At 68.3% G+C, this 20685-nt stretch carries 25 protein-coding genes; 23 read left to right on the top strand and 2 right to left on the bottom strand.

From position 1 onward, the window contains the following. Nucleotides 1-26: 26 nt before the first annotated feature. On the top strand, nt 27-434 hold the full coding sequence (locus ACOOE1_RS16675) for a hypothetical protein (RefSeq protein WP_420403329.1): 408 nt from the start codon (nt 27-29) through the stop codon (nt 432-434). 79 nt (nt 435-513) lie between these two features. Beyond that, complete coding sequence (locus ACOOE1_RS16670; RefSeq protein ID WP_420403328.1) at nt 514-1032, top strand: copper chaperone PCu(A)C; 519 nt, start codon at nt 514-516, stop codon at nt 1030-1032. Nucleotides 1033-1057: 25 nt separating this feature from the next. Here ACOOE1_RS16670 and ACOOE1_RS16665 read toward each other — a convergent pair whose 3' ends face one another. Continuing rightward, nucleotides 1058-1468, bottom strand: coding sequence for a YbaN family protein (locus ACOOE1_RS16665; RefSeq protein WP_420403327.1), 411 nt, complete (start codon nt 1466-1468; stop codon nt 1058-1060). A gap of 69 nt (nt 1469-1537) precedes the next feature. After that, complete coding sequence (locus tag ACOOE1_RS16660; RefSeq protein WP_420403326.1) at nt 1538-2242, bottom strand: S24 family peptidase; 705 nt, start codon at nt 2240-2242, stop codon at nt 1538-1540. Between the two features lie 227 nt (nt 2243-2469). Between ACOOE1_RS16660 and ACOOE1_RS16655 the strand changes: the two genes are divergently transcribed. The 21 genes from ACOOE1_RS16655 (at nt 2470) to ACOOE1_RS16555 (ending at nt 20680) form a co-directional block, all read left to right on the top strand. Further along, nucleotides 2470-2886, top strand: coding sequence for a DUF6362 family protein (locus ACOOE1_RS16655; protein WP_420403325.1), 417 nt, complete (start codon nt 2470-2472; stop codon nt 2884-2886). A gap of 202 nt (nt 2887-3088) precedes the next feature. Continuing rightward, a complete protein-coding gene (locus ACOOE1_RS16650) occupies nt 3089-3547 on the top strand; it encodes a hypothetical protein (protein ID WP_420403324.1) in 459 nt (152 codons plus the stop codon). Further along, nucleotides 3429-4781, top strand: coding sequence for a DNA-packaging protein (locus ACOOE1_RS16645; protein ID WP_420403323.1), 1353 nt, complete (start codon nt 3429-3431; stop codon nt 4779-4781). The genes ACOOE1_RS16650 and ACOOE1_RS16645 overlap by 119 nt, the downstream gene beginning before the upstream one ends. Before the next feature lie 47 nt (nt 4782-4828). Beyond that, nucleotides 4829-5539 (top strand): hypothetical protein, encoded by a 711-nt coding sequence (locus ACOOE1_RS16640; protein ID WP_420403322.1) that lies wholly within the window; start codon nt 4829-4831, stop codon nt 5537-5539. Between the two features lie 42 nt (nt 5540-5581). Continuing rightward, complete coding sequence (locus ACOOE1_RS16635; RefSeq protein WP_420403321.1) at nt 5582-6799, top strand: DUF4055 domain-containing protein; 1218 nt, start codon at nt 5582-5584, stop codon at nt 6797-6799. A 107-nt stretch (nt 6800-6906) separates the two neighbouring features. After that, nucleotides 6907-7635 carry a hypothetical protein gene (locus ACOOE1_RS16630; protein ID WP_420403320.1) on the top strand — a complete coding sequence of 243 codons (729 nt, stop codon included), beginning with the start codon at nt 6907-6909 and terminating at the stop codon, nt 7633-7635. Between the two features lie 87 nt (nt 7636-7722). Next, the gene (locus ACOOE1_RS16625) at nt 7723-8331 is read left to right on the top strand and encodes a hypothetical protein (protein WP_420403319.1); all 609 of its coding nucleotides are present in this window, start codon (nt 7723-7725) and stop codon (nt 8329-8331) included. 128 nt (nt 8332-8459) lie between these two features. Further along, on the top strand, nt 8460-9611 hold the full coding sequence (locus ACOOE1_RS16620) for a P22 phage major capsid protein family protein (protein WP_420403318.1): 1152 nt from the start codon (nt 8460-8462) through the stop codon (nt 9609-9611). Between the two features lie 95 nt (nt 9612-9706). Further along, the gene (locus tag ACOOE1_RS16615; RefSeq protein WP_420403317.1) at nt 9707-9964 is read left to right on the top strand and encodes a hypothetical protein; all 258 of its coding nucleotides are present in this window, start codon (nt 9707-9709) and stop codon (nt 9962-9964) included. Next, nucleotides 9961-10431 (top strand): DnaT-like ssDNA-binding protein, encoded by a 471-nt coding sequence (locus ACOOE1_RS16610; protein WP_420403316.1) that lies wholly within the window; start codon nt 9961-9963, stop codon nt 10429-10431. Before ACOOE1_RS16615 ends, ACOOE1_RS16610 begins: the two co-directional genes overlap by 4 nt. Next, the gene (locus ACOOE1_RS16605) at nt 10428-10790 is read left to right on the top strand and encodes a hypothetical protein (protein ID WP_420403315.1); all 363 of its coding nucleotides are present in this window, start codon (nt 10428-10430) and stop codon (nt 10788-10790) included. Before ACOOE1_RS16610 ends, ACOOE1_RS16605 begins: the two co-directional genes overlap by 4 nt. A gap of 28 nt (nt 10791-10818) precedes the next feature. Then, nucleotides 10819-11211, top strand: a complete 393-nt coding sequence (locus ACOOE1_RS16600) for a phage tail terminator-like protein (protein WP_420403314.1) — start codon at nt 10819-10821, stop codon at nt 11209-11211. Between the two features lie 42 nt (nt 11212-11253). Next, complete coding sequence (locus tag ACOOE1_RS16595) at nt 11254-12423, top strand: phage tail tube protein (RefSeq protein ID WP_420403313.1); 1170 nt, start codon at nt 11254-11256, stop codon at nt 12421-12423. 31 nt (nt 12424-12454) lie between these two features. Continuing rightward, entirely contained in the window at nt 12455-12919 is a 465-nt protein-coding gene (locus tag ACOOE1_RS16590) for a hypothetical protein (RefSeq protein ID WP_420403312.1), read from the top strand. After that, on the top strand, nt 12916-13215 hold the full coding sequence (locus ACOOE1_RS16585; RefSeq protein ID WP_420406446.1) for a phage tail assembly chaperone: 300 nt from the start codon (nt 12916-12918) through the stop codon (nt 13213-13215). Before ACOOE1_RS16590 ends, ACOOE1_RS16585 begins: the two co-directional genes overlap by 4 nt. A gap of 6 nt (nt 13216-13221) precedes the next feature. After that, a complete protein-coding gene (locus tag ACOOE1_RS16580) occupies nt 13222-16170 on the top strand; it encodes a hypothetical protein (protein ID WP_420403311.1) in 2949 nt (982 codons plus the stop codon). A gap of 11 nt (nt 16171-16181) precedes the next feature. Continuing rightward, entirely contained in the window at nt 16182-17690 is a 1509-nt protein-coding gene (locus ACOOE1_RS16575; RefSeq protein WP_420403310.1) for a hypothetical protein, read from the top strand. Nucleotides 17691-17697: 7 nt separating this feature from the next. Next, on the top strand, nt 17698-18549 hold the full coding sequence (locus tag ACOOE1_RS16570) for a hypothetical protein (protein WP_420403309.1): 852 nt from the start codon (nt 17698-17700) through the stop codon (nt 18547-18549). Continuing rightward, nucleotides 18549-19580, top strand: a complete 1032-nt coding sequence (locus ACOOE1_RS16565; protein WP_420403308.1) for a hypothetical protein — start codon at nt 18549-18551, stop codon at nt 19578-19580. The genes ACOOE1_RS16570 and ACOOE1_RS16565 overlap by 1 nt, the downstream gene beginning before the upstream one ends. 3 nt (nt 19581-19583) lie before the next feature. Continuing rightward, nucleotides 19584-20213: a hypothetical protein gene (locus ACOOE1_RS16560; RefSeq protein ID WP_420403307.1), complete on the top strand. Its 630-nt coding sequence runs from the start codon at nt 19584-19586 to the stop codon at nt 20211-20213. A gap of 284 nt (nt 20214-20497) precedes the next feature. Further along, entirely contained in the window at nt 20498-20680 is a 183-nt protein-coding gene (locus tag ACOOE1_RS16555; protein ID WP_420403306.1) for a hypothetical protein, read from the top strand. The last annotated feature ends 5 nt before the right edge of the window (nt 20681-20685 follow it).

Below are 20685 nucleotides of genomic sequence, written 5' to 3'. Positions count from 1 at the left end.
GACCGGCGCGCCGCAATGGTGATGACATGGCACGAGCCGATCTGACAACAGCCGACCTGAGGTGCGCGCCCGCGCCGGCCCGTCGCCGGCGGCGGTTCCTCGCGGCATGGATCGGGCTTTTCGCCTTCGTCCTGCAGTTCGGCTTCTCGCTCGGCACCGCGGCCAGCCTCGACAATCCCGTTGCGGGGAGCCTTGCGGCCGACCTCGCTGCGCTTTGCCTCGACGCCTCGGACGGTGCTGCCGGCGGAACCGACGGCGGCGCGCAACCCTGCGACCATTGCCGGCTTTGCGGCAGCTCTTTCGCCTGTCTGCCCGAGGCGGACCGGTCAGCGGACACGCTCCGCAATCATCGGACCCCATCCACCGAACCTCCGCGATCGGCCCCGACACGGCGGATCGCGTCGTCGGAATTCCCGCGCGCGCCGCCGCTCTGACGTTTCAATTCATCCGAACCCGATCTCCGCGCGGCCCCGCCGCGCATCAGAATTGAAAGCCAGAGCCATGAATCTCTCCGTGAAAAACATCGCGCGCTTCGCCGCGCTCGTCCTTCTCACCCTGCCGCTGTTCGGCGGTCTCTCGCCCGTCTGCGCCCACGAGTTCAAGACCGGCGACATCATGATCGACCATCCCTGGGCGCGCGCGACCCCGGGCCGGGCCAAGAACGGCGCCGCCTTCATGAAGCTGGTGAATATGGGCGGCGCGCCCGACCGCCTGATGGATGCCAAGGGCGATGTCGCCGAGCGGGTCGAGCTGCACACCCATATCCACGAGAACGGCATCATGAAGATGCGCCCGAGTGGCCCGATCGAGGTACCGGCGAACGGTCACGTCATGCTCGAACCGGGCAGCTATCACGTCATGATGATCGGCCTGAAGGCGCCGCTGGTCGAGGGCGAGAGCTTCCCGGTCACGCTGGTCTTCGAGAAGGCCGGCGAAGTGACCGTCGAGATCACCGTCGAGTCCGTCGGCGCCGGCGCCGGCACGGGCATGAAGATGAACCATGGCGCCGGCCATGGCATGAAGAAGAACTAGGCAGGCCGCAGCCCGGAGGGCGCCGTCAGGCGGGATCTTCCAGCTTGACCGTGCCCGGGCGGGTAACGATCCAGATCGCGACCAGCGTCAGCACGGCGCTGGTCGCCGCCGCCAGCCGCCAGTCCTCGAGCACGACGCCCCAGAGAAGGCCGAGCGTGACCGCGATCATCGTCACGGCGGCGATCTTGGCGCGCGGCGGGATGACTCCGTATTCGTGCCATTCGCGCAGGCCCTGCCCGAACCGCGGATGATTGTAGAGCCAGAGATGGAAGCGCTCGGAGGAGCGGGAAAACGCCCAGAGCGCGATCAGCAGAAAGAGCGTTCCCGGCAGTCCGGGCAGGATGATCCCGGCAATGCCGATCGCCGTGCAGACCACGCCGACGGCCAGCAGCACATAGCGGAACGGACCGCAGATGGTTTTCGGTTCTGTGCTCACGGCGGGTCTCCGGTGTCCGGCACATCATGCCGGTGCCCCGTTAAAATATAGTAAGCATGCCGGGCTCCGCTAGAGGCGGCGGGCGAACCAGATCACGCGGCCGACGATATTCACCTCCTCGAGGGTCCGCTCGTAATTCTGGTAGCGCGAACTCTCGGAGCGGATCAGCAGGCGCGGCGGCTCGCTGTTGGGAATGAGTTCGAGCTGTTTCGCGACCAGGCCGATCCCGTCATGCAGCACGAAGATCCCGGGCGGCGAGGGGGCGGTCCGGCTGAGATCGAGCATGACCTTGTCGCCGGAATGCAGCACCGGCTCCATGGAGTCGCCGTCGATCGAGATGATCCGGAGATCGCGCGGCGCCGCGCGCAGCTCGTAGCGCAGCCAGCCGGAATCGAAATACCAGTCGGTTCCGCCCGGCTCCTGCTCGAGATGGGCCCCGCCGCCGGCCGAGGCGGCGATCCGGACTTCCGGTACGGCGATCACGCCGGCGCCGCCCCGCGGGTCCGCCGCCGGCAAGGCCGCCGCGCGCCCGGCGCGCGGCGGCGCCGGGAGCGCGTCCCGGTCCGTCCGCAGCACGGATTCGTCCACGCCGAGATGGCGGGCAAGCGCATAGCGCACGTCTTCCGGCAGTTTGCGCGGCGTGCCGCGATTGATGAACTGATGCAGGTAGGCGTGGTTCTTGCCGCAGGCCAGCGAGGCTTTCTTGAGGTCCGTCGGCGGGTCGCGGTGCGCGACCAGTTCGAGGATGCGCTTGCGCTGGATGTCGAGCTTCATGGCCGGAGCCTAGGCCCACCCAATCGGAACTTCAAGAGTTTTTTTCCTATTGCGAACAAAATGAAGTTGGCCTACAACAACCTACGCGTCAGTGATCTGGATATTTTTAACCGGTAAAATCCGATCCTGCGGCGTGAAATCGCAATTGGCGCAGAACCGATTGACCATGCAACCATCTTGACGCCTGCGCCAGAGGCGCCCGCACGGGATCCTACTGGAGGAAGCCTATGACCGTCAGACAGAACGTGCCGGATCCAAAATGGATCAAGGAATGCCTGAAAGAAGCGGCGGACACGCTGCGCCGACTGCCCCGCGCCCACGCGAAACCGCGGCTCACGGGCTGGCCCGACGTCGTCCGGAACAGCATGATCCACGAGTTCGCGCCCGGGCGGACTCGGCGGGCCGCACCAAGCCCGGCAGCGATCGACCGGCTCGACGAGAGTCTTCACTGGATGTTCGCCTGCAACCCGGAACAGCGCAAGATCGTCTGGGCGCGGGCCTGCGGCGTGCCCTGGCGCAAACTGGAGGATATCGACGGACGCAGCCATGTCACCCTGCGCCGGATCGAGGACCAGGGCCTGGCGGCCATTGGCGACCGGCTGCGGAGCAGAGACGCAAACACCGGGTTCAACACGCCCAAATGATCGGTTTTTTCCAATCGCCGATTGCCGTAAAGCAATGTTATCGCGCAGAAAACTTTCCCGCGAATCGGATCGGCATACTTTAATGCGACCAATTATCGGAAAAAACCGCTTTACAAACTTTATGAAATCGGCTAAATACTATCCTACAGTCGGCGCTCTGCGGGACCACCCCCGGGAGCGCCTTTTTTCATGGGTGAGGAACATGGCCGACTCGGCGCTCCGGTCCCGCAAGAAGCGGGCCTTCCTGAAGGCCCTCTCGGAAACCGGCAATGTCAGCGAAGCAGCCCGAAAGGCGCGGATCGCGCGCAGCCACGCCTACCAGATACGCCGGCAGGAGACCGAATTCGCCGCGGCCTGGGACGACGCCCTCGATACCGCCGTCGACCTGCTCGAGGCGGAAGCCCGGAACCGGGCGGTCGACGGGATCGAGCAGCCCCGGTTTCACCAGGGCAAGATCTGCGGAACGGTCCGCAAGTACTCTGACTCGCTCCTGATGTTCCTGCTCAGGGCCCACAGGCCCGAGACCTTCAGGGAGGGGCGCAATGCCGGGACCGACGATCTCGAACGCAGGATCGAAGGGGCGAAACAGCAGCTCGCCGCCCGTCTCGAGGCCGTCGCTCGGCAGTCTGACGGCGCTGGAACGGACCCGGATCCTGAATGAGATCTCCGACGCGGAAGCCGCCATCCTGCTCTACGACTGGCCGTTCTGGGCGCGCGAGAAGCAGCTCCCGCCCGCCCCGCCCTGGCGCGTCTGGCTGATCCTTGCCGGACGCGGCTTCGGCAAGACCCGAACCGGCGCCGAATGGGTCCGGAGCGGCGCGGAGTCGGGCGCACGCCGCCGCATCGCCGTGATCGGCGCCACCGCAGGCGACGTCCGCGACGTCATGATCGAGGGCGAGAGCGGCCTGCTCGCCATCGCCCCGCCCTGGGGGCGACCGCATTACGAGCCCTCGAAACGCAGACTGACCTGGCCATCGGGTAGCATCGCGACCCTGCTCTCCGCGGACGACCCGGACCAGGTCCGCGGCCACCAGTTCGATGCCGCATGGGCGGACGAGATCGCGGCCTGGCCGCGACCCGAGGCCTGGGACAATCTGATGATGGCGCTGCGCCTCGGCCCGGCGCCGCAATGCGTCGCCACCACGACGCCGCGCCCGAAGGCGTGGCTGAAGCGTATCATGGAGGCTGCGGACACGCTTCTGACCCGGGGCCGCAGCACGGAGAACCGCTTCAATCTCGCGCCCGGATTTCTGGCCGCGATGGAACAGACCTACGGCGGCACCCGGCTCGGGCGCCAGGAGCTTGACGGCGAGTTCCTCGCCGACATCCCGGGCGCCCTCTGGCGGCGCGAGCGGATCGAACGGGCCCGGATGGCGCCGGCCGAGGCGCCCGACTTCGCGCGCATCGTGGTCGCCATCGACCCCGCCGCAAGTCACCACGCGGCGTCGAACGAAACCGGGATCGTGGTCGCGGCGCGCGCCGGCGAGACCGGCTATGTGCTGGAAGATCTGTCGGGGCGTCGCGCACCGGCCGACTGGGCGGCCGTCGCCCTCGACGCGTTTCGCCGTCACCGTGCCGACCGAATCGTGGCCGAGATCAACCAGGGCGGCGACATGGTCGAGCAGGTGCTGCGCAGCATCGATCCGACGGCCCCGCTCCGCCTGGTGCGGGCAAGCCGCGGCAAGCAGATGCGGGCGGAACCCGTCGCCGCGCTCTACGAACAGGGGCGGGTGTGGCATCTCGGCCGCTTCGACGCGCTCGAGGACCAGATGTGCGGCTTCACCGGCGCGCGGGAGAGCGGCGCGTCGCCGGACCGACTGGACGCGCTCGTCTGGGCGCTGAGCGAACTTCTTCTGAACCGAAACAGGACCCGCACGGAGCAGTTTCTGGTCTGAGCGGCACGCGCGGACAAGAATCCGGGACGAATGAGAGGGGATGAGAGATGAGTGTGATCGCATGCCTCGACGCGCCCGTCGGGCCCGGAATCGGACAGCCGCACGATATCGCCCTGGTGCAGGCCCTGCTCGGCCAGATCGACGATCCGGGCAACCGTCCATACTGGACGGGACAGGTCGACGGCCGCGCCTGCGACGAACTGGCCGACGTCATCAGCCGGTTTCAGGAAGACTTCGATCTCCTGGAGGAATCGCGCGGCGATATCCGCGCCATGATCGATCCCGCCTCCGTCACCTTCCAGTGTCTGCGCGAAGCCGCGCCGCCGGCCATGGCCGGCCTGCGCGCGGTGACCGGCACCGCCACGCTCTACATTCCGCCACGCGGCGGAACCAGGGTGCTCCGCACGATGACCGCGAGGCTGCGGACCCTCGGTTTCGCCGGCGACACCGCGCTCGGCCGGAGCCTGGCTGTTCTGGCCGAGCGGGTGTTCGACCGTCACCGCTTCGTCATCCGTTTTCCGGTACCGCCGGGGACCCGCCTGCAGCCGGCGCTTCCGTATCGCGTAAAGGTCCACACGCACGGCCTCAAATGGGTGACTCGGGACGGCCGGCTGACCTCCTCCGAGATCTCCGGCGCGCTCGTTCCCCCGTCGCTCCTGACCCTGGTGTCGGCGGAGGCCTGCCGTTTCGCCGAATTCGTGCCGGAGCAATTCGAGATCGCCGGCCGGCACGAGCTCTGGCTCCGCCATGACGGCTGAGGCCCGGGCCCGTCCCGCTCCCGACACGCGGAAGGAGAGATGATGAGTGCCGATGTCGCGACCCCGAATGCCGCCTATCGCGAGATGGCCGCCGACTGGGAACTGATCCACGACCTGCTCGGCGGAACCCGGATGATGCGCCTGCGCGGCGAGAAATGGCTGCCGCGGGAGCCCGGCGAAAGCCGCGAGGCCTATGCCATCCGGCTCGGCCGCAGCGTGCTCTTCAACGGGCTGCAGCGCACCCTGCAGACCCTGGTCGGCAAGCCGTTCCACCGGCCGGCAGGCCTCGAAGGCAATCCGGCACCGGCGATGACCGCTCTGTCCGGCGACGTCGATCTCGGCGGACGCAACCTGACGGTGTTTGCCCGCGACGTGCTGCAGGCCGCGCTGACCGACGGGCTGACCCATATTCTGGTCGATCATCCGCGCCTCGGAGACGGAGCTCGGGAGGCGGCCAGGCCCTACCTCGTCCATGTCCCCGCGCCCGACCTCATCGGCTGGCGCGGGCAGGAGAACGGAATCGGCAGCGCGCTGTCCAGAATCCGCATGCGCGAGACCGTGAACCGGCGCTCCGGCGCCTGGGAGGACCGGACCCGGCAGCAGATCAGGGTTCTCTTCCCCGGACGCTACGAAATCTGGCGCCGCGCCGGCGAGGACGGGGACGGCGCCTGGCGCCGGGCGGAGACCGGCGACAGCAGCCTCGGCCGCATTCCTCTGGTCACCATCTATGCCAGCCGCACCGGCTTCATGACCGCCCGCCCGCCGCTGATGGATCTCGCCTGGCTCAACCTCGCCCACTGGCAATCGGCGAGCGACCAGCGCCATATCCTGCATGTCGCGCGGGTCCCGATCCTGTTCGGCCGCAACCTCACCCTGCCGGAAGACGGGCTCGAACTCGGGCCGAACAGGATCGTGACCGGGGACGGGGACGGCGCCGACCTGCGTTTCGTCGAACATAGCGGCGCGGCAATCGCCGCCGGGCGGCAGGATCTGATCGACCTGGAGGATCGCATGGCGGTCATGGGGCTCGACCTGATGACGCGGCGCAGCGGCACCGGCGCAACGACAGCGACGGCCCGCGCCATCGATGCCGCCGAGAACAGTACCGCCCTGCTCTCCCTGATCCGTGCCGTGGAAGACGGCCTGACGGCCGCTTTCGGCTATATGGCGGACTGGCTCGACATCCCGAGAGAGGAGGCCGGGCGGGTCGCACTGCACCAGAAGGATACGGCGGACCTGCAAGCGGCGGAGACGGTCTGACTTTCCCCGTCGCGCGAATTGCAGGCGCGGGATTCGGGCGCGACCGGCTCTTTACGGATTGATAACTTTGATCGCGTAGGACTAGGGCGAGTCAAAGGAGAGACGCTTTGCCCAGGTATATGAAAACGCCCTACAGCATCGAGACCCGGCGCACGGCCAACACCATGGCCAAAGGCGGCTCGGCTGCGGAGGCCGTTGTCGCCACGGCCGAGGTCGATCTTTCGGAAGTCATGGAGGCGATCCGGAATCTCGAGCGAAAGATCGACGGACATCCGGCCCCGGCGAACACCGGCGATGTGACCGCTGTCCAGGATCGTAAGATCGAGGAGATCCGCACCGAGATCGCCGACATTGCCGGCCGCATCCAGGCGACCAAGGTCGAGATCGCGGCCCTGCGCCACCCGCTTGCCAACGACGACAAGTTCGAGGCCGCTTCGGCGGAGCTGAGCGAAATCGTGCGCCAGACCGAAGGCGCGACCGAAGGCATCATGTCGAATGCCGAGAAGATCGAGGAGGTGATCGCCGACCTGATGTCGGTCACCCAGGACGAATATGCCAATTCCCGGCTCGGCGAGATCGCGGACTTCGTCACGGCGATCTACGAGTCCTGCAACTTCCAGGACCTCACCGGCCAGCGCATCACCAAGGTGATCAAGGTTCTCAACTATATCGAGGAACGCGTCGACGCGATGATGGAGACCTGGGACATCCGCGAGTTCCAGACCATGCCGCTGCCGGAAGACATCACCCGCAAGGACGAGGATCTCACCCTCAGCGGCCCGATGCAGGAAGGCGAGGCCATCTCGCAGGACGAAATCGACGCCATGTTCGACTGACCGTCGATCATCTTCACCGGAATTCGAGACGCCGCGCCCAGCGGGGCGTTTTTCGTTTCAGCCCCCTTTCACCAGCTGGAGCCGATCATGCCCCTGCCCGCCGTGACCGAATCCCTCGATGCCGTCCCGGAGGCGGCACGCGCCTTCTATGTCGAGACCGGGGAAGGCGGTTTTCGCCTCGATGCCGAGGGCATCGAGGATGTGAGCGGCCTCAAATCCGCGCTCGAGAAGGAACGCGCCGCGCGCAAGGAACTGAAGGCCGAGCTGGAAAGTCGCGGCGACGGCGCCCCGGACGAGGCCCGTGACCGGCTGGAGGCGGCGCTGATCGCCGCCGAGGCGCGCGCCGCGATCCATGCCGAGCACGGGATCGCCGAGCTGCTGCTGCCCGTGGTCATGCCCCGTCTGATGTTGCGCGAGGGCGAAGCCGGCTACACGGTTGTCGTGCGCGGCGACGATGGCGAGCCGGTGCGCGGCGCCGAGGACGGCACGCCCGTCACCCCGCGCGCCTTCGTGCAGTCCCTGCAGTCGAGCAAGACCTTCGGCCGCGCCTTCGAGATGCCCGCCAAGGGCGGCAGCGGTGCCCCGAGTCTCGGCCAGGCCGGCATGCCCGAGACGGTGATCGCGCTCTCGGACCAGAACGCGCTCGACCGAAATATCGCGGCGATCGCCAGCGGTCGGGTGCGGGTTTCCCGCTAACGCTGCTTTCTCGGGACAATTCAGACTGATCCAACCGGCGGCCGGGACGGCCGGCGGCGTTTGGTGCTGCGCGCGGGCCGGGCGGCACGGTTTCCCCTTCCCATCACGCAATTCGAGGAGCTTTCCAGATGGCGAATGCCATGACCGAAATCATGCCGAAGATCCTGGCCCGCGGCCTTCTGGCTTTGCGCGAGCAGGCGATCCTGCCGCGCCTTGTGAACGCGGACTACTCGAACGACGCGGCGCGCAAGGGCGACACCGTCGACGTGCCGCTGCCGAGCGCCATCGCCGCGACCGACGTCACCCCGTCGGCCGCCGCCCCGCAACCGGGCGACACCACGATCTCGAAGGTGCAGATCCCGCTTTCCAACTGGAAGAAGGCGGGCTTCTTCATGACCGACCGCGAGGTGATGGAGATCGACCGCAACGAGAGTTTCGTGCCGATGCAGATGAGCGAGGCGATCCGGGCCCTGGCCAATGCCGTGAATGCTTCCGTGCATGCCGAATACAAGGGCATCTACGGCCTGGTCGGCACGCCGGGCACGACGCCCTTCGCCGCCGATGTCACCGACGCCACCTCCGCCCGCAAGCTGCTCAACAAGCAGCTCGCCCCGCGCGGCGACCGGCGGGCCGTGCTCGATTACGACGCCGAGGCCAACGCGCTCGCTCTTGCCCCCTTCTCCGACGCGGAGAAGGTCGGTTCGGCTTCGGTGAAGATCGAGGGCGAGATCGGCCGCAAGTTCGGCATCGACTGGTTCGCCGACGACGGGGTGCTGACCCATGCCGCCGGCAGCGCAAGCGACAGCGGCAGCTACACGATCAGCGCCGCGGCGGCGAGCGCCGGGGCAACCGCCGTGACACTGAAATCCGACGCCGGCAGCCCGGAACTGAAGACGGGCGATATCGTGAGCTTCGCCGGCCACGGTCAGACCTATGCGGTCGCCGCCGGCGCCACGCTCGACACGATCGGCGTCGCGGTCACGCTCCGCCCGGCGCTGAGGACCGATGTCGCCGCCGATGCGGCGGTCACCGTGACCGCGAGCCACGTGGTCAACATGGCCTTCCACCGCGACGCCTTCGCGCTCGCCATGCGCCCGCTCAGCGCCGGCACCCAGGACCTCTCGCTCGGCAACCAGATCCTCTCGATGACCGATGCCGAGACCGGGATCTCGCTCCGGCTCGAAATCTCGCGCCAGTACAAGCAGACGGTGTGGGAATTCGACGTGCTCTGGGGCGTCAAGCTGGTGCGCCCGGAACTCGCGGTCCGCATCGCCGGATAGCGCCTTCCCCGTCCGCCTGGCCCGGGTCTCTCGCGCCCTTCTCCGGGAGACCCGGGCCGCATTTTCCGCATCCGATCTACCGATGAGGCCGCGCCATGCCCGAGCCCGAACCCGACCTGCTGCCGACCGTGACCCTGCAGCATCGCTACGGCGAGCAACGCATTCTGGCGAACCGGGCGGACTACATCCACGGCAAGGACGGCCGGTTCCGCAACTGGCTGCTGGCCGACGACGATCCCGAACTCCGGCCGGCGCCCTGCCGCGCCGCAGCCGAGCCGGTCCCCGATCCCGCGCCGGCGCCGGCGCCGGCAAAGCGGCTGAACCGCCGGCAGCGGCGCGGGAGGCGGAGATGAGCCTCACTGTCGGCGAAGACAGCTATCTCTCGCTCGGCGACGCGGACGCCTATTTCGCTGCCCGCAACCACGCGGGCTGGTCCGGCGCGCCGGGCGTCGCGCGGGAGGCCGCCCTGCTGCAGGCCACCGCCTATATCGACGGGAGCTACAGCTTTCGCGGCCGGATCGCCGATCCGGGACAGGCCCTTTCCTGGCCCCGCCAGGGAGCCGTCGACCGCGAGGGCCGCCCCCTCTCCGGCATCCCGCGCCGGGTCGAGCACGCCACCGCCGAGCTCGCACTGATCGCGCTTGCCGGCGACCTGCTCCCGCCGCGCGAGCGCGGCGGCAAGGTGTCCCGCGAGAAGGTCGGACCGGTCGAGGTCGAGTACCAGCCAGGGGCGGCGCCCGGCCGGACATATCCGCTGATCGACCTGCTGCTGAAACCGCTTCTGCGGCCGGCCGCCCGTCACGAGGTGAAACGCGCATGACCCCCACCGGCTCCACGCTTTCCGGCACCGCCGCGCGGCTGATCGCCCGCTACGGCGCGCCGATGCGGCTCGGCAAGACCGGGGCGGCAACCTACGACCCGGATACCGGAACGGTCTCGGGATCGCCGTCGGAGCTTGAGGCGCCCGGCATCGTCGAGAGCATCGACGCCGCCTTTGTCGGCGGCCTGGTGCAGAGCGGCGACCTGCTCGTCACGCTGTCGGGCGCCGGCCTCGGAGCGGCACGCCCGGCGCCGGGCGACCGGCTGCGCATCGACGGGCGCTGGCACGACGTCATCGACGTCACCACCGTTTCCGCCGGCGCCGCGCCGCTGCTCTTCCGGCTGCTCGTGCGCCGCTGATCTCAAGAAATCGAACGGAACCTGTCCCATGTCCTTCACCGGCGCCCGGCGCGCGGTCGAGAGCTTCTTCGCGGCCAACTGGTCGGAGACGCCGATCGCCTTCGAAAACGTGGTCTTCACGCCGCCCGAGGACGGGCGCTGGGTGAAGCTTCTGATCCTGAACGAACAGGCGGAACAGGCCGCGCTCGGCCGCCCGCTGCTGCGCCGCTACCGGGGGCGGATCCTGATCTATTGCTTCGCGCCGACCGGCGGCGGGGCGCAGGCCGCGACGCGGCTCGCCGACATGGCGGCGTCCCTGTTCGACGGCGCCCCGATCGCCGGCCACGTGCTGCTGCCGCCGGAACTCGCCGAGGACGAGGAGATCGACGGCGCCTACCGGACGCGTGTCGCGATTCCGTTCTGGCGTGACGAACTCGTCTGACCCACCCCCAGAAGATCCACATCTGCCCAAAGGAGACCATCGATGGCGGATTCGAGCCGCACGGAACTCGCCTATGTGAAGGAACCGCTCTGGGGCACCACCCCGGCGGCGGCCCTTACCCGGCTGCGCTTCACAGGCGAGAGCCTCGGATACACGATCGCGACGACCAGCTCGTCCGAAGTCCGCGCCGACCGCCAGGTCCCGGACCTGATCCAGACCGGCGCCAGCGCCGCCGGATCGGTCAATCTGGAGCTCTCCTACGGCGCCTGCGACACGCTGATCGAAAGCGCCCTGTTCTCGACATGGAGCACGCCGGTCGCGATCTCCGTCTCGGACGACATCGCGGCCAGCAACGCCTCCTCTTCCTTCACCGGCACAAGCACCGACTTCACCACCGCCGGGATCCAGACCGGCCAGTGGGTCAAGGTCGGCGGGTTCGCGGCGAATGGCGGCGAGAACAACGGCCTCTACCGGGTGACCGGCATTGCCGCGAACAGCCTTTCCGTCGCGCCCGCACCGGCAAGCGACGAGGGAGCGGCGGGGCTTTCCGTGACGATCGGCGGCTCGATGATCCGCAACGGCATTTCGGAAACCTCGCTCACCCTGGAGAAGGCCTTCACCGATATCGGCCAGTACATCGCCTTCACAGGCATGGTGGCCGATGCCATGGACCTGCAGATCCAGACCGGGCGGGTGCTGACCGGCAGCTTCGGCTTCATGGGCGCGAAGGCCACCATCGCCGGCGCGACCGCCGGTACCGGCCCCGCCATTCCGGCACCGAACAATCCGGTGCTGAACGCGGTCAACAATATCGGCCAGGTGATGGAGGGCGGCGCCCCACTCTCGGGCCTCTTCCTGCAATCGCTCTCGATCTCGCTCGCCAACGGGCTGCGCGGGATCGGCGCTGTCGGCGCGCTGGGCAATGTCGATATCGGCAGCGGACGCTGCCAGGTGACGGGCCGCGCCAGCTTCTACTTCGCCGACGGCGCGCTCTACGGGAAATACCTGAACGGCACCGCCACCAGCCTCTCCTTCCGGGTCACCGACGCGGACGGCAACGCCTATGTCTTCTCCCTGCCGAGGGTGCGGCTGACGCGCGGAACGATCGCAGCCGGCGGCCCGGATCAGGACGTGATGGCGGATTTCCAGTTCCAGGCGGTGCGCGATCCCGCGAGCGGCGCAACCCTCCAGATCGACCGCCTCGCCGCCTGATTTCCGGCCACTTCAGAACAGGGAGACGCACATGGATCTTTGCAGGTTCAAATCCGATCGCAGCGCCGAGGATGACGGGGTCTGGGTCGCACTCGACGGCACCGATGCGGGCGGCGGCGCCTCGCTCAAGCTTGCCCGCATCGGCAACCGGCGCTACCGCGAAGCGATGCAGCGGCGGATGAAACCCTACCGACGGGCGCTCCGGGCCGGAACGCTGGAGGAAGCGACGGCCGAGCGCATCACCGCCGAGGTGCTGGCCGAGACGGTGCTGCTCGACTGGCGCGATCTCGAACTCGACGGCAAGGCGCTCGCCTATTCGCCGGACAGCGCCCGCGATCTGCTGCTCGACCCGGCGCTGCGCGATTTCCGCGACCTGATCGTGGAGATGGCGAGCGACATCGAGCTCTATCGCCAGCAGGAACAGGAGGAGGCGGAAAAAAACTTGCCGCCTTCGTCCGCTGGCACGTCGCCTGGGGCGAGAGCGAAGAGTTCCTGACCGCGCTCGCGGAGCGGGACGGCACGGCTCCGCCCGCACTCTCCGCGAAGCCGGACCTCTTTCCCGATCTCGAGGAAATCGCCCGCGCCTTCGCCCTCCTCGCCCGCGGCCGGCCGCTGATCGCCACGCCATTCGGCGCGGCGGAAGCGGCGATCCCGATGACCGAGATCGCCGCCTATTGCGCGGTGTTCGGCGCGGGGGAGCCGGAACGTTTCGTCGCTTTGCTCCGCGCTATGGACGAGGCCTATCTCGCGGCCCGCGCCACGCGCCGCTCCGCATCACCCAGGAAGGACTGAACCGTCATGCCGATCCGCCAGCTTCCCTCGGAAAGCGCCGCCCCCAGCGTCTACGCGCTGATGGAGGCGGTCGACCTGCTGCCGGAGGTCCTGCATCGGGCGGAATCCGCGTTCGACACCCTCGCCGCGAGCGCGGGCGGCTTGGTCGAGCGGTTCGGCGCGGCGGCCGCGGGCCTTGACCGGATTCCCGGTCCTCAGGGGGGAGATGTATTCTCCAATCCGGTGCTGCACGAAACCGCCTACGAGCGGCTCCGGACCGACGCTCTCGCGGCTGGTGCGGAGCGGATCGGTCAGGAGCGGCGCATCACCGAAGCGCTCCGGGGCCAGGCCGAGGCGACCGAAACCCTCGCGCACGGTCAGGAACGCGCGGCGCGGCGGAGCGGACTGGCCTGGGAGCGGCTGTCCGACGATATCGTCGGTGATTTCGACGCCGCCTTCGCCGACATCGCCGGCAGCGGAACCGATGCCTTTTCCGGGCTCTGGCAAGAAATGGCACTCGGTCTGACCCGGGCGTTCTCCCGCCTCGACTGGGACGGGATTGCCGGCAAGGGCGCCGGGCAGATCGCCTCCATCGCCGGCCGCCTGTTTCCCTCTGCCGGCGGCGGAGGAGGATCGGGCATCTTCGGCATCGAGACGTCGCTCCTGTCCAGCTTCCTGCCGACCGGCGTCACCGCCGGGCCCGGCGGCGCGGGGATCGGCGGCAGCCTGACGGGACTCCTCGGCGGCGCGGGCAGTTTCCTGCCCATCGGCGCGATCGCCTCCGCCGCCGTGGCAGGCCTCGGAGCACTGTTCAAGGACGAGGATTATCCGTTCGCCAAGGCGGTCATCGGCATCGAGAACGGCCGGACGACGCGGGAAAGCTCCCTCGAACTGGACGGCGGCCCGCTCGACCAGATTCTGGATCTGCAGGACCGGGTGATCGAGACCCTGGAGACCATGACCGGCCGCATCGGCGCCGCCTTCTCGGGCAGCTCCGCCAATTTTCTTCAGATCGGCTATGCCAGCGGCCGGAAATCCGCGCTGCCCGCCGGCTATTTCGTCGCCGGCCTCGAGAGCAGCGGCGATTTCGCCAGCGGCGCCGATCTGAGCGGTCTCGAGGACGGGGAAGAATTGATCGCACGGGCCGTCGAGCTGTCGCTCGCGAAGGCCCTGCGCGACAACGCCCTGACCGGTTTCTCGGACGATCCGGATGCCGACACACGGGCCCGGAAGACCTTCTCCGACGGCCTCACGCGGCTGCTCGCCGCCCCGTTCGAGGATCTCGAAAGCTCGCTCCGGCGCATCGATTTCCTTGCCAGCTTCGAAGACACCGTCGCGCTCTACAGGGACGGCGCCGAGAGCCTCGATGCCTACAACCGGTCGCTCGAGACACAGCTTTCCGCCCTTGGCGAGGACGGGCGCACCGCGGCGGCGGCGGCGTTTGAGCCGATCCGGCTCTTCCTCGAAGACGCGAAGCTTCTTTTCGGCTCCGGCGACGGACAGCACGCGGCGGACATCACACGCCTCACCCGGGCCGGAAGCGCCATCCGCGGCATGGTCGCGGACCTGCTGGACGCCGTCTCTCTAACCGGCCCCCAGCCGGCGCTCGAAGGCTTCGCCCTGCGCTACGAGCAGCAGCGCGCGCAGATCGCGGCCCTGGTTCCGAGCCTCGAAAGCCTGAATGCCGAATTCGCGGCGCTCGGCCTCGGAACAATCGATCTGACGGCGGCGATCGATACCGCCAACGAACGGCTCGCCGCCGAGATAAGCGGGCAATTCGCCCGGTCCCTCGAAGACGGCCTGTCGCCCGGTCGTGCCGCTGCCCGGCAGGCGCTGGAGGAACGCGACAGCCTGCTCCGGCAGGCCGAGCAGCTCGGGCTCGGCCACGACCGGACCGTGCTCGGCCGGATTGCGGAAAACCTCTCGCGCAAACTGGACGAACTCGGCTTCGCGCTCGATGGAAGCGGTGCCCTTTTCGAGACCTTCGCCGAGAACATCGAGGCTGCGACCGCCGGGCTCGAGCGACAGATCTCGGCGCAGGAAGGCACGGTCGCCAATTTCGCGCGATTGGCCGAAGACCTGCGCGCGGCTCGCGACGGTCTCGCCATCGACGGCAGCCTCTCGCCGCATTCTCCGCTGGAGCGTCTGGCGCGGGCACAGACCGCCTTCACCACCCTCGCCGCCGCCTCGGCGGAAGGCGATCTCGATGCCCGCGAGGAACTCGCGGCGAGTGCCCGCGACTATCTCGGCGTCGCGCGGGAGGTGCATGCGTCCGGCGCGGCCTACGCGGAGATCTTCCAGGAGGTCGACAATACGCTCGAGGCCGCCCTCGCCGGCACAGAGACGCAGATCTCCACAGCCGAGCGGCAGCTCGACGTGCTGACCCAGATCCGCGACCGGCTCGCCCCGGCCGACGGCGCCGGCGGAGCGCTGGCCTGGCGCGAGAACGGCGGCGGGCAGTATTTCTCAGACCGCGGAGGACCGGTCGCCGCCGGTTACGATCTCGGCTACCGCCCGGAGATCGCCGTCGCGATCCTGACCGCGCTCGACGCGGCCGGACTGCCGCTGCCGAGCGGCTTCGGCGAAGGCCAGCTCGCGCGCCTGCGCCGGGAGAACGCCGCCGTCGATGCCGTGGTCTCGGCCATGGGGTTCGCCGGGGGCGGCATCATGACCGCGGGCGGACCGGCGAGCGGCGGCATCGCCCTCGAGCCGTCGGTCGCGATCTTCGGGGAAGGCAGCCTGCCGGAAGCCTATGTACCGCTGCCCGACGGACGGACCATCCCCGTCACCCTGTCGCTTCCGGCGAACGACATGCCGGAGCGCGAAACCCCTGAGGTCCCACAGCGCCAGCAAGCCGACAGCCGCGAGCTGGTGCGGGAGATGAAGCGTCTCAACAGCGAGGTCGCGGCCCTGCGCGAGGACAACGAACGGCTGGCCCGCCTGCTCGGCCGCAGCCTGTCTCGGCGAACGGCCTGAGGAGGGATTGAATGGATGTCTTCGAGAAGCTGACCGCCGACCCGTTCGCGGTCCGGCGCTATCTGGCGATCATCGAACCATACGATCCGACGGCCGGAGCTACGGTTCCGATCTATCTGAGCGATCACGGTTTCGCCACCGAACCCGACGACAGCCCCGGCAACCGCTATTTCGACGCGCGGCTGCTCTCCGCTCTGAGCTTCGAGCGGCATCTCTACCGCAGCGGCGAACTCGGGGGCCGGTCGGTTCCCGGATTCGGAACCCTGGACGCCAACAATGCGGACGGCGGCCTCGACCATTGGCGGAACTTTGCCTTTGACGGGCGCCGGGTCCGTCTGATGCTCGGCGGCAACGGTTTTCGGTTCGCGGACTATCGCACCGTGTTCGAAGGAACCGCCGAGCGCATCGAGTTCGACGACGACCGGGTGCGGGTGCATCTGCGCGATCTGCAGGTGCTGTTCGAGCGGCCGCTGCAGGAGAGTCTCTACCGCGGCAGCGGCGGGGCGGAAGGCGATGCCGCGCTCGCGGGCCGGGTGAAACCGCTCTGCTACGGCCGCTGCCTGCATGTGCCGGCAGTTCTTATAGAGGCATCGACCCTCACCTATCAGGTGCATGACGGACCGGTCGAAGCGATCGACGCGGTCTTCGACAGCGGCGTGGCGCTCGCTCCGGGCACCGACCCTCCGGCGCCCGCGCATTATTCAAGCGATCTCGCGGCCGGAACCTTCCGCCTCGGCAGCGCACCAGAGGGGCCGGTCACCGCCCATGTCCGCGGCGATGCGAGCTCCGGCGCCTATGTCGAGGATGCGGCCAGCCTGATGCTGCGCATCGCAATGCGGGCGCCGGAGCTGAGCAACATCGACTGGACCGCCTTCGCAGCCCTGACGGTCGCCGTACCGATGGCTACAGGCTTCTTCTCCGCCGCGGAAACGAGCCTGCTCGCCGTGCTCGACAATCTCGCGGAGGCGGCGGGGGCACATTTCGGGTTTGATCGCAGCGGTCGGTTCACGGCGGGGCGCCTCTCGGATCCCGAAGCGGAGGCTGCAGAGAGTTTCGACGAGAGCGCGATCCTCAGCCTCGAGCGGGAACCGGCCGCACTGCCGCTCTGGCGCCTGCGGCTCGGATACGCCCGTTACTGGCGCACGATCTCAGAGAGCGAGAGCGCGGCGAGCCTCGATACCGGCATGCGGAACCAACTTGCCGAGCCCTATCGCTATGCCGAGGCCTCCGACAGCGCGCTCCGGACCCGCCACAGACTCGCCCGTGACCTGCAACAGGAAAGCCTGATCGCCACCGGGAGCGATGCGGCCGCCGAGTCGCTCCGGCGGCTCGCCCTATTCGGCACCGCCCGCGACCTGTTCCGTATCCGTGTGAAGACCCGTCCCTACAGCCTCGCGCTCGGAACGACGATCCGGATCAGCTATCCCCGCCACGGCCTCGCCGGCGGGCGGAACCTGGTGCTGGTCGGGTTCTCCGAGGACAGCGCCTTCGATGAAGCGGAACTCACCCTCTGGGGATAGCCCGGCCATGAGCAACATGCTGATCGTCTACCGCAATTACCTCGACGCGGCGGCCTTGTCGGGCGGCGACTGGAGCAGCGGCCTGCCGCTGGAAAACCTCGCACATCCGCATCCGAGCCGTGTCGCCCGGAGCGCCGGCGCGGCAAGCGGAAGCTGCTGGTTCGAGGCGGATTTCGGCGCACAGGCGCCCGTCAGTTTCGCCGGTATCCTCAATCACAATCTTTCCCAGCGCGGCACCTGGCGCGTGCGCCTGCATAACGGCGATGCGGACACTCCCGAACTGGATACCGGAACGGTGCCGATCTGGCCCCGGGTCGTGCCGTTCGGCACCGGTCACTGGGGCGAGTTCCAGTGGGGCGGCCATCTCGATAGCGAGACCGCCGAGACCTACGGGATCGGGTCCTATGCCATCCTGCCGGCCGCGCGCCGGGTGCGCTATGCCCGCATCGAGCTCGACGACTCCGCCAATGCGGCGGGCTACCTACAGGCCGGCCGCGTCCTGCTCGCCCCGGCATGGACCCCGAGTGTGAACCTGCAATACGGCTGGAGCATCGAGCAGGTCGACGAGAGCCGGATCGTCAAGTCGCGCGGCGGACAGGCCTATTTCGAGGCCAAGCCGAAATACCGCCGCCTGCGCTTCCTGATAGAGCATCTCGATATCGACGAGATGCTCGCCAATGCTTACGAGCTCGAGCGCCTGAAGGGCACCGGCGGCGATATCCTCGCGATGGTCGATCCGGAAGACACCGCGCACCTGCACCGGCGGACCGTCTACGGGCGGATCGCCGAGACAACCCCGATCGTGAACGACGTCTTCGAGCGCTATTCCAAGGAATTCGTGATAGAGGAGCTTTACTGATGAGTTGGTCCGCGACCATCGGCGACCGCACCTTCACCGACGCCAATCTCGACGGTAACGCCTATGCCGAGGAAGAGTCCGGCTTTCCGGCTATTGTCCGCGCGATCGCCGAGGAGACCGCGGCGCTGAAAGGCGTCGCGGGACTGTCCGCGTCGCCTCATGTGCCGGCCGCCGGCTCGGCCACCTTCACATTGCAGACGGCGCCACCGCCGGCCTGGAAACCGGGACAGGTCCTCCGCGCCTCCAGCGCCGGGGATCCGAGCCACTTCATGGTTGGCGCAATCTCCGCGATCTCCGGACTCGACGTCACCCTGTCGGCCAGCTTCTCGGGCGGCACCGACAGCCGCGACGACTGGGTGATCACCTACCCGCTGTTCGCCGCCTTCCTGGAACTGAGCGGCGGCACGGTCTCCGGCGGGCTGAAGGTCGACGGGCACTCCCTGCTGCTGAACGCGCCGCCCGGCCAGTATGTCTATGTCCGGATGTCGCGGGACGACCAGCCCTTCTTCGATTTCGGCCTCGACGACGCTCCGCTCTCGGACACGGCCGGCGGAAGCCTGATCTACCTGCATACCTTCGACAACAGCGGGGCTTGGACCGGACGGCCGATCGAGATCGACCGCGCCAACGGCGAGATCCGCACGATGGGCGTCGATCTGCGCGGCCATGCGCTGGCGCGCGGCAATCTCCGCGGCACCCGGATGAGCGTCGAGATTCTCGGATCGCTCGGCGCCGAGACCGTATCGATCACCGCGGACCGGTGGAACGCACTTGCCGCCACCATGGACGGCAGCCCGACCTTCGACTTCGCCGCACTCGGCACGGGTTTCGAATACACCCGCAAACTGCGCCTCACCCAGGGCAACGGCGGCGGCTTCGCGCCGTCATGGACTGTCGGCGGAAGTGCCGCCGGCGTGAAACGCATCGGCCTGCAGCCGAATTATGCGGGTCAGCCGGCCGGGACCGTGACCCGGGTCACCGCGGAGGTCTGGGACGACGAACTGCGCCTCTGGGAAACGGAAGAGAGCTGAGCCATGTGGATCGTGGAAGGCAGCGCCGGCGGCGCGGCGACCGGCGTGCGCTGGAATCCGTCGGACAATGCGACAAACCTGTCCGGCGGCAACCGGGTCGCGGCGATAACAAATAACAGCCCGGTTCTGATCGGGCGCGGAGTGCGCTCTGCCACGGGCAAGAACAGCGGCAAATGGTATGTCGAACTGCGCAGTCTCCGGTTCAGGCCCGAGCGGGTGTTTTGCGGCTTCGATATCGACGGGGACCAGGATCTGTTCACCGCGACCTCGACGGATTTCATCGGCCCCGAGACCATGGCCTCGACGGCGCCGCTCACCGCGACGACGGAGAGCGTCTCCGTCGACGCCACGGGAACCGCGATCGAGCTTCTGTCCGGCGACGCGATCGCTCTGGCACTCGACCTGGACGGCGGCAAGCTCTGGATCGGCGCACTCAGGCCCTGGGAACATGGGATTGCCTGGCACGGTGCTGCGGATCCGGCGTCTGGCGCCGGCGCGCAATATACCGGCCTTCCCGCCGGCACCTACTACCTGTTCTGCGCCCTCGCCGCGAACGACGCGGCGATCGAAGCGGCCGCGGAGATTCCGGAGATCGCCCGCGGGCGCGCACCCAGCGGTTTCGCCGTCTGGTAGGTCGCACACCCCGTTGGGGATCCCGCAATAGTCAGGGAGATGGAAATGTCCGCTCGGTCATTGCCGGCAATGCTTGTCCTGTTGGCAGGGCTGTCCTCGTGTGCGGACCTGGAGGCCGCGTCTCGGATCGAGATGCGCCGTCAGAACGCCCTCGCCGCGATCAAGGCCGCAAGAGACGTCTACTGCGCGCTCTCGCCCGCGGCTCGCCGACAGTTACTGAAAGCGAGCGGTTTCGTCCCCGCCCCGGATGACTGCGTCACGATGGCAACGAAGGAGACCGCACCATGAATCTCGACCGGACCTGGCTTCTGAACCGGCTGCGCGAGCGCAGCACCTGGCTCGGCGTCACCGCCTGCCTCGCGTCACTCGGAATAGCCGTCGCGCCGGAGCTGCGCGACGCGATCGCCGGCTTCGGCGTCGCGGCCGCGGGCCTTGTCGCCGCCCTGACCGCCGACAAGGACGAATAGGGAGA

Origin of the sequence: Nisaea sp., assembly GCF_965216895.1 — a bacterium.
Classification (GTDB): Bacteria; Pseudomonadota; Alphaproteobacteria; order Thalassobaculales; family Thalassobaculaceae; genus Nisaea.
Note: the sequence above shows the minus strand (reverse complement) of the source record. Positions and strands in the feature narration are given on the sequence as shown.

Coding starts and splice junctions, on each gene's coding strand:
- ACOOE1_RS16675 (WP_420403329.1), top strand. CDS start 27: ATGGCACGAGCCGATCTGACAACAGCCGACCTGAGGTGCGCGCCCGCG.
- ACOOE1_RS16660 (WP_420403326.1), bottom strand. CDS start 2,242: ATGAAGCTCGACATCCAGCGCAAGCGCATCCTCGAACTGGTCGCGCAC.
- ACOOE1_RS16655 (WP_420403325.1), top strand. CDS start 2,470: ATGACCGTCAGACAGAACGTGCCGGATCCAAAATGGATCAAGGAATGC.
- ACOOE1_RS16650 (WP_420403324.1), top strand. CDS start 3,089: ATGGCCGACTCGGCGCTCCGGTCCCGCAAGAAGCGGGCCTTCCTGAAG.
- ACOOE1_RS16645 (WP_420403323.1), top strand. CDS start 3,429: ATGCCGGGACCGACGATCTCGAACGCAGGATCGAAGGGGCGAAACAGC.
- ACOOE1_RS16640 (WP_420403322.1), top strand. CDS start 4,829: ATGAGTGTGATCGCATGCCTCGACGCGCCCGTCGGGCCCGGAATCGGA.
- ACOOE1_RS16635 (WP_420403321.1), top strand. CDS start 5,582: ATGAGTGCCGATGTCGCGACCCCGAATGCCGCCTATCGCGAGATGGCC.
- ACOOE1_RS16625 (WP_420403319.1), top strand. CDS start 7,723: ATGCCCCTGCCCGCCGTGACCGAATCCCTCGATGCCGTCCCGGAGGCG.
- ACOOE1_RS16620 (WP_420403318.1), top strand. CDS start 8,460: ATGGCGAATGCCATGACCGAAATCATGCCGAAGATCCTGGCCCGCGGC.
- ACOOE1_RS16615 (WP_420403317.1), top strand. CDS start 9,707: ATGCCCGAGCCCGAACCCGACCTGCTGCCGACCGTGACCCTGCAGCAT.
- ACOOE1_RS16610 (WP_420403316.1), top strand. CDS start 9,961: ATGAGCCTCACTGTCGGCGAAGACAGCTATCTCTCGCTCGGCGACGCG.
- ACOOE1_RS16605 (WP_420403315.1), top strand. CDS start 10,428: ATGACCCCCACCGGCTCCACGCTTTCCGGCACCGCCGCGCGGCTGATC.
- ACOOE1_RS16600 (WP_420403314.1), top strand. CDS start 10,819: ATGTCCTTCACCGGCGCCCGGCGCGCGGTCGAGAGCTTCTTCGCGGCC.
- ACOOE1_RS16595 (WP_420403313.1), top strand. CDS start 11,254: ATGGCGGATTCGAGCCGCACGGAACTCGCCTATGTGAAGGAACCGCTC.
- ACOOE1_RS16590 (WP_420403312.1), top strand. CDS start 12,455: ATGGATCTTTGCAGGTTCAAATCCGATCGCAGCGCCGAGGATGACGGG.
- ACOOE1_RS16580 (WP_420403311.1), top strand. CDS start 13,222: ATGCCGATCCGCCAGCTTCCCTCGGAAAGCGCCGCCCCCAGCGTCTAC.
- ACOOE1_RS16575 (WP_420403310.1), top strand. CDS start 16,182: ATGGATGTCTTCGAGAAGCTGACCGCCGACCCGTTCGCGGTCCGGCGC.
- ACOOE1_RS16570 (WP_420403309.1), top strand. CDS start 17,698: ATGAGCAACATGCTGATCGTCTACCGCAATTACCTCGACGCGGCGGCC.
- ACOOE1_RS16565 (WP_420403308.1), top strand. CDS start 18,549: ATGAGTTGGTCCGCGACCATCGGCGACCGCACCTTCACCGACGCCAAT.
- ACOOE1_RS16560 (WP_420403307.1), top strand. CDS start 19,584: ATGTGGATCGTGGAAGGCAGCGCCGGCGGCGCGGCGACCGGCGTGCGC.
- ACOOE1_RS16555 (WP_420403306.1), top strand. CDS start 20,498: ATGAATCTCGACCGGACCTGGCTTCTGAACCGGCTGCGCGAGCGCAGC.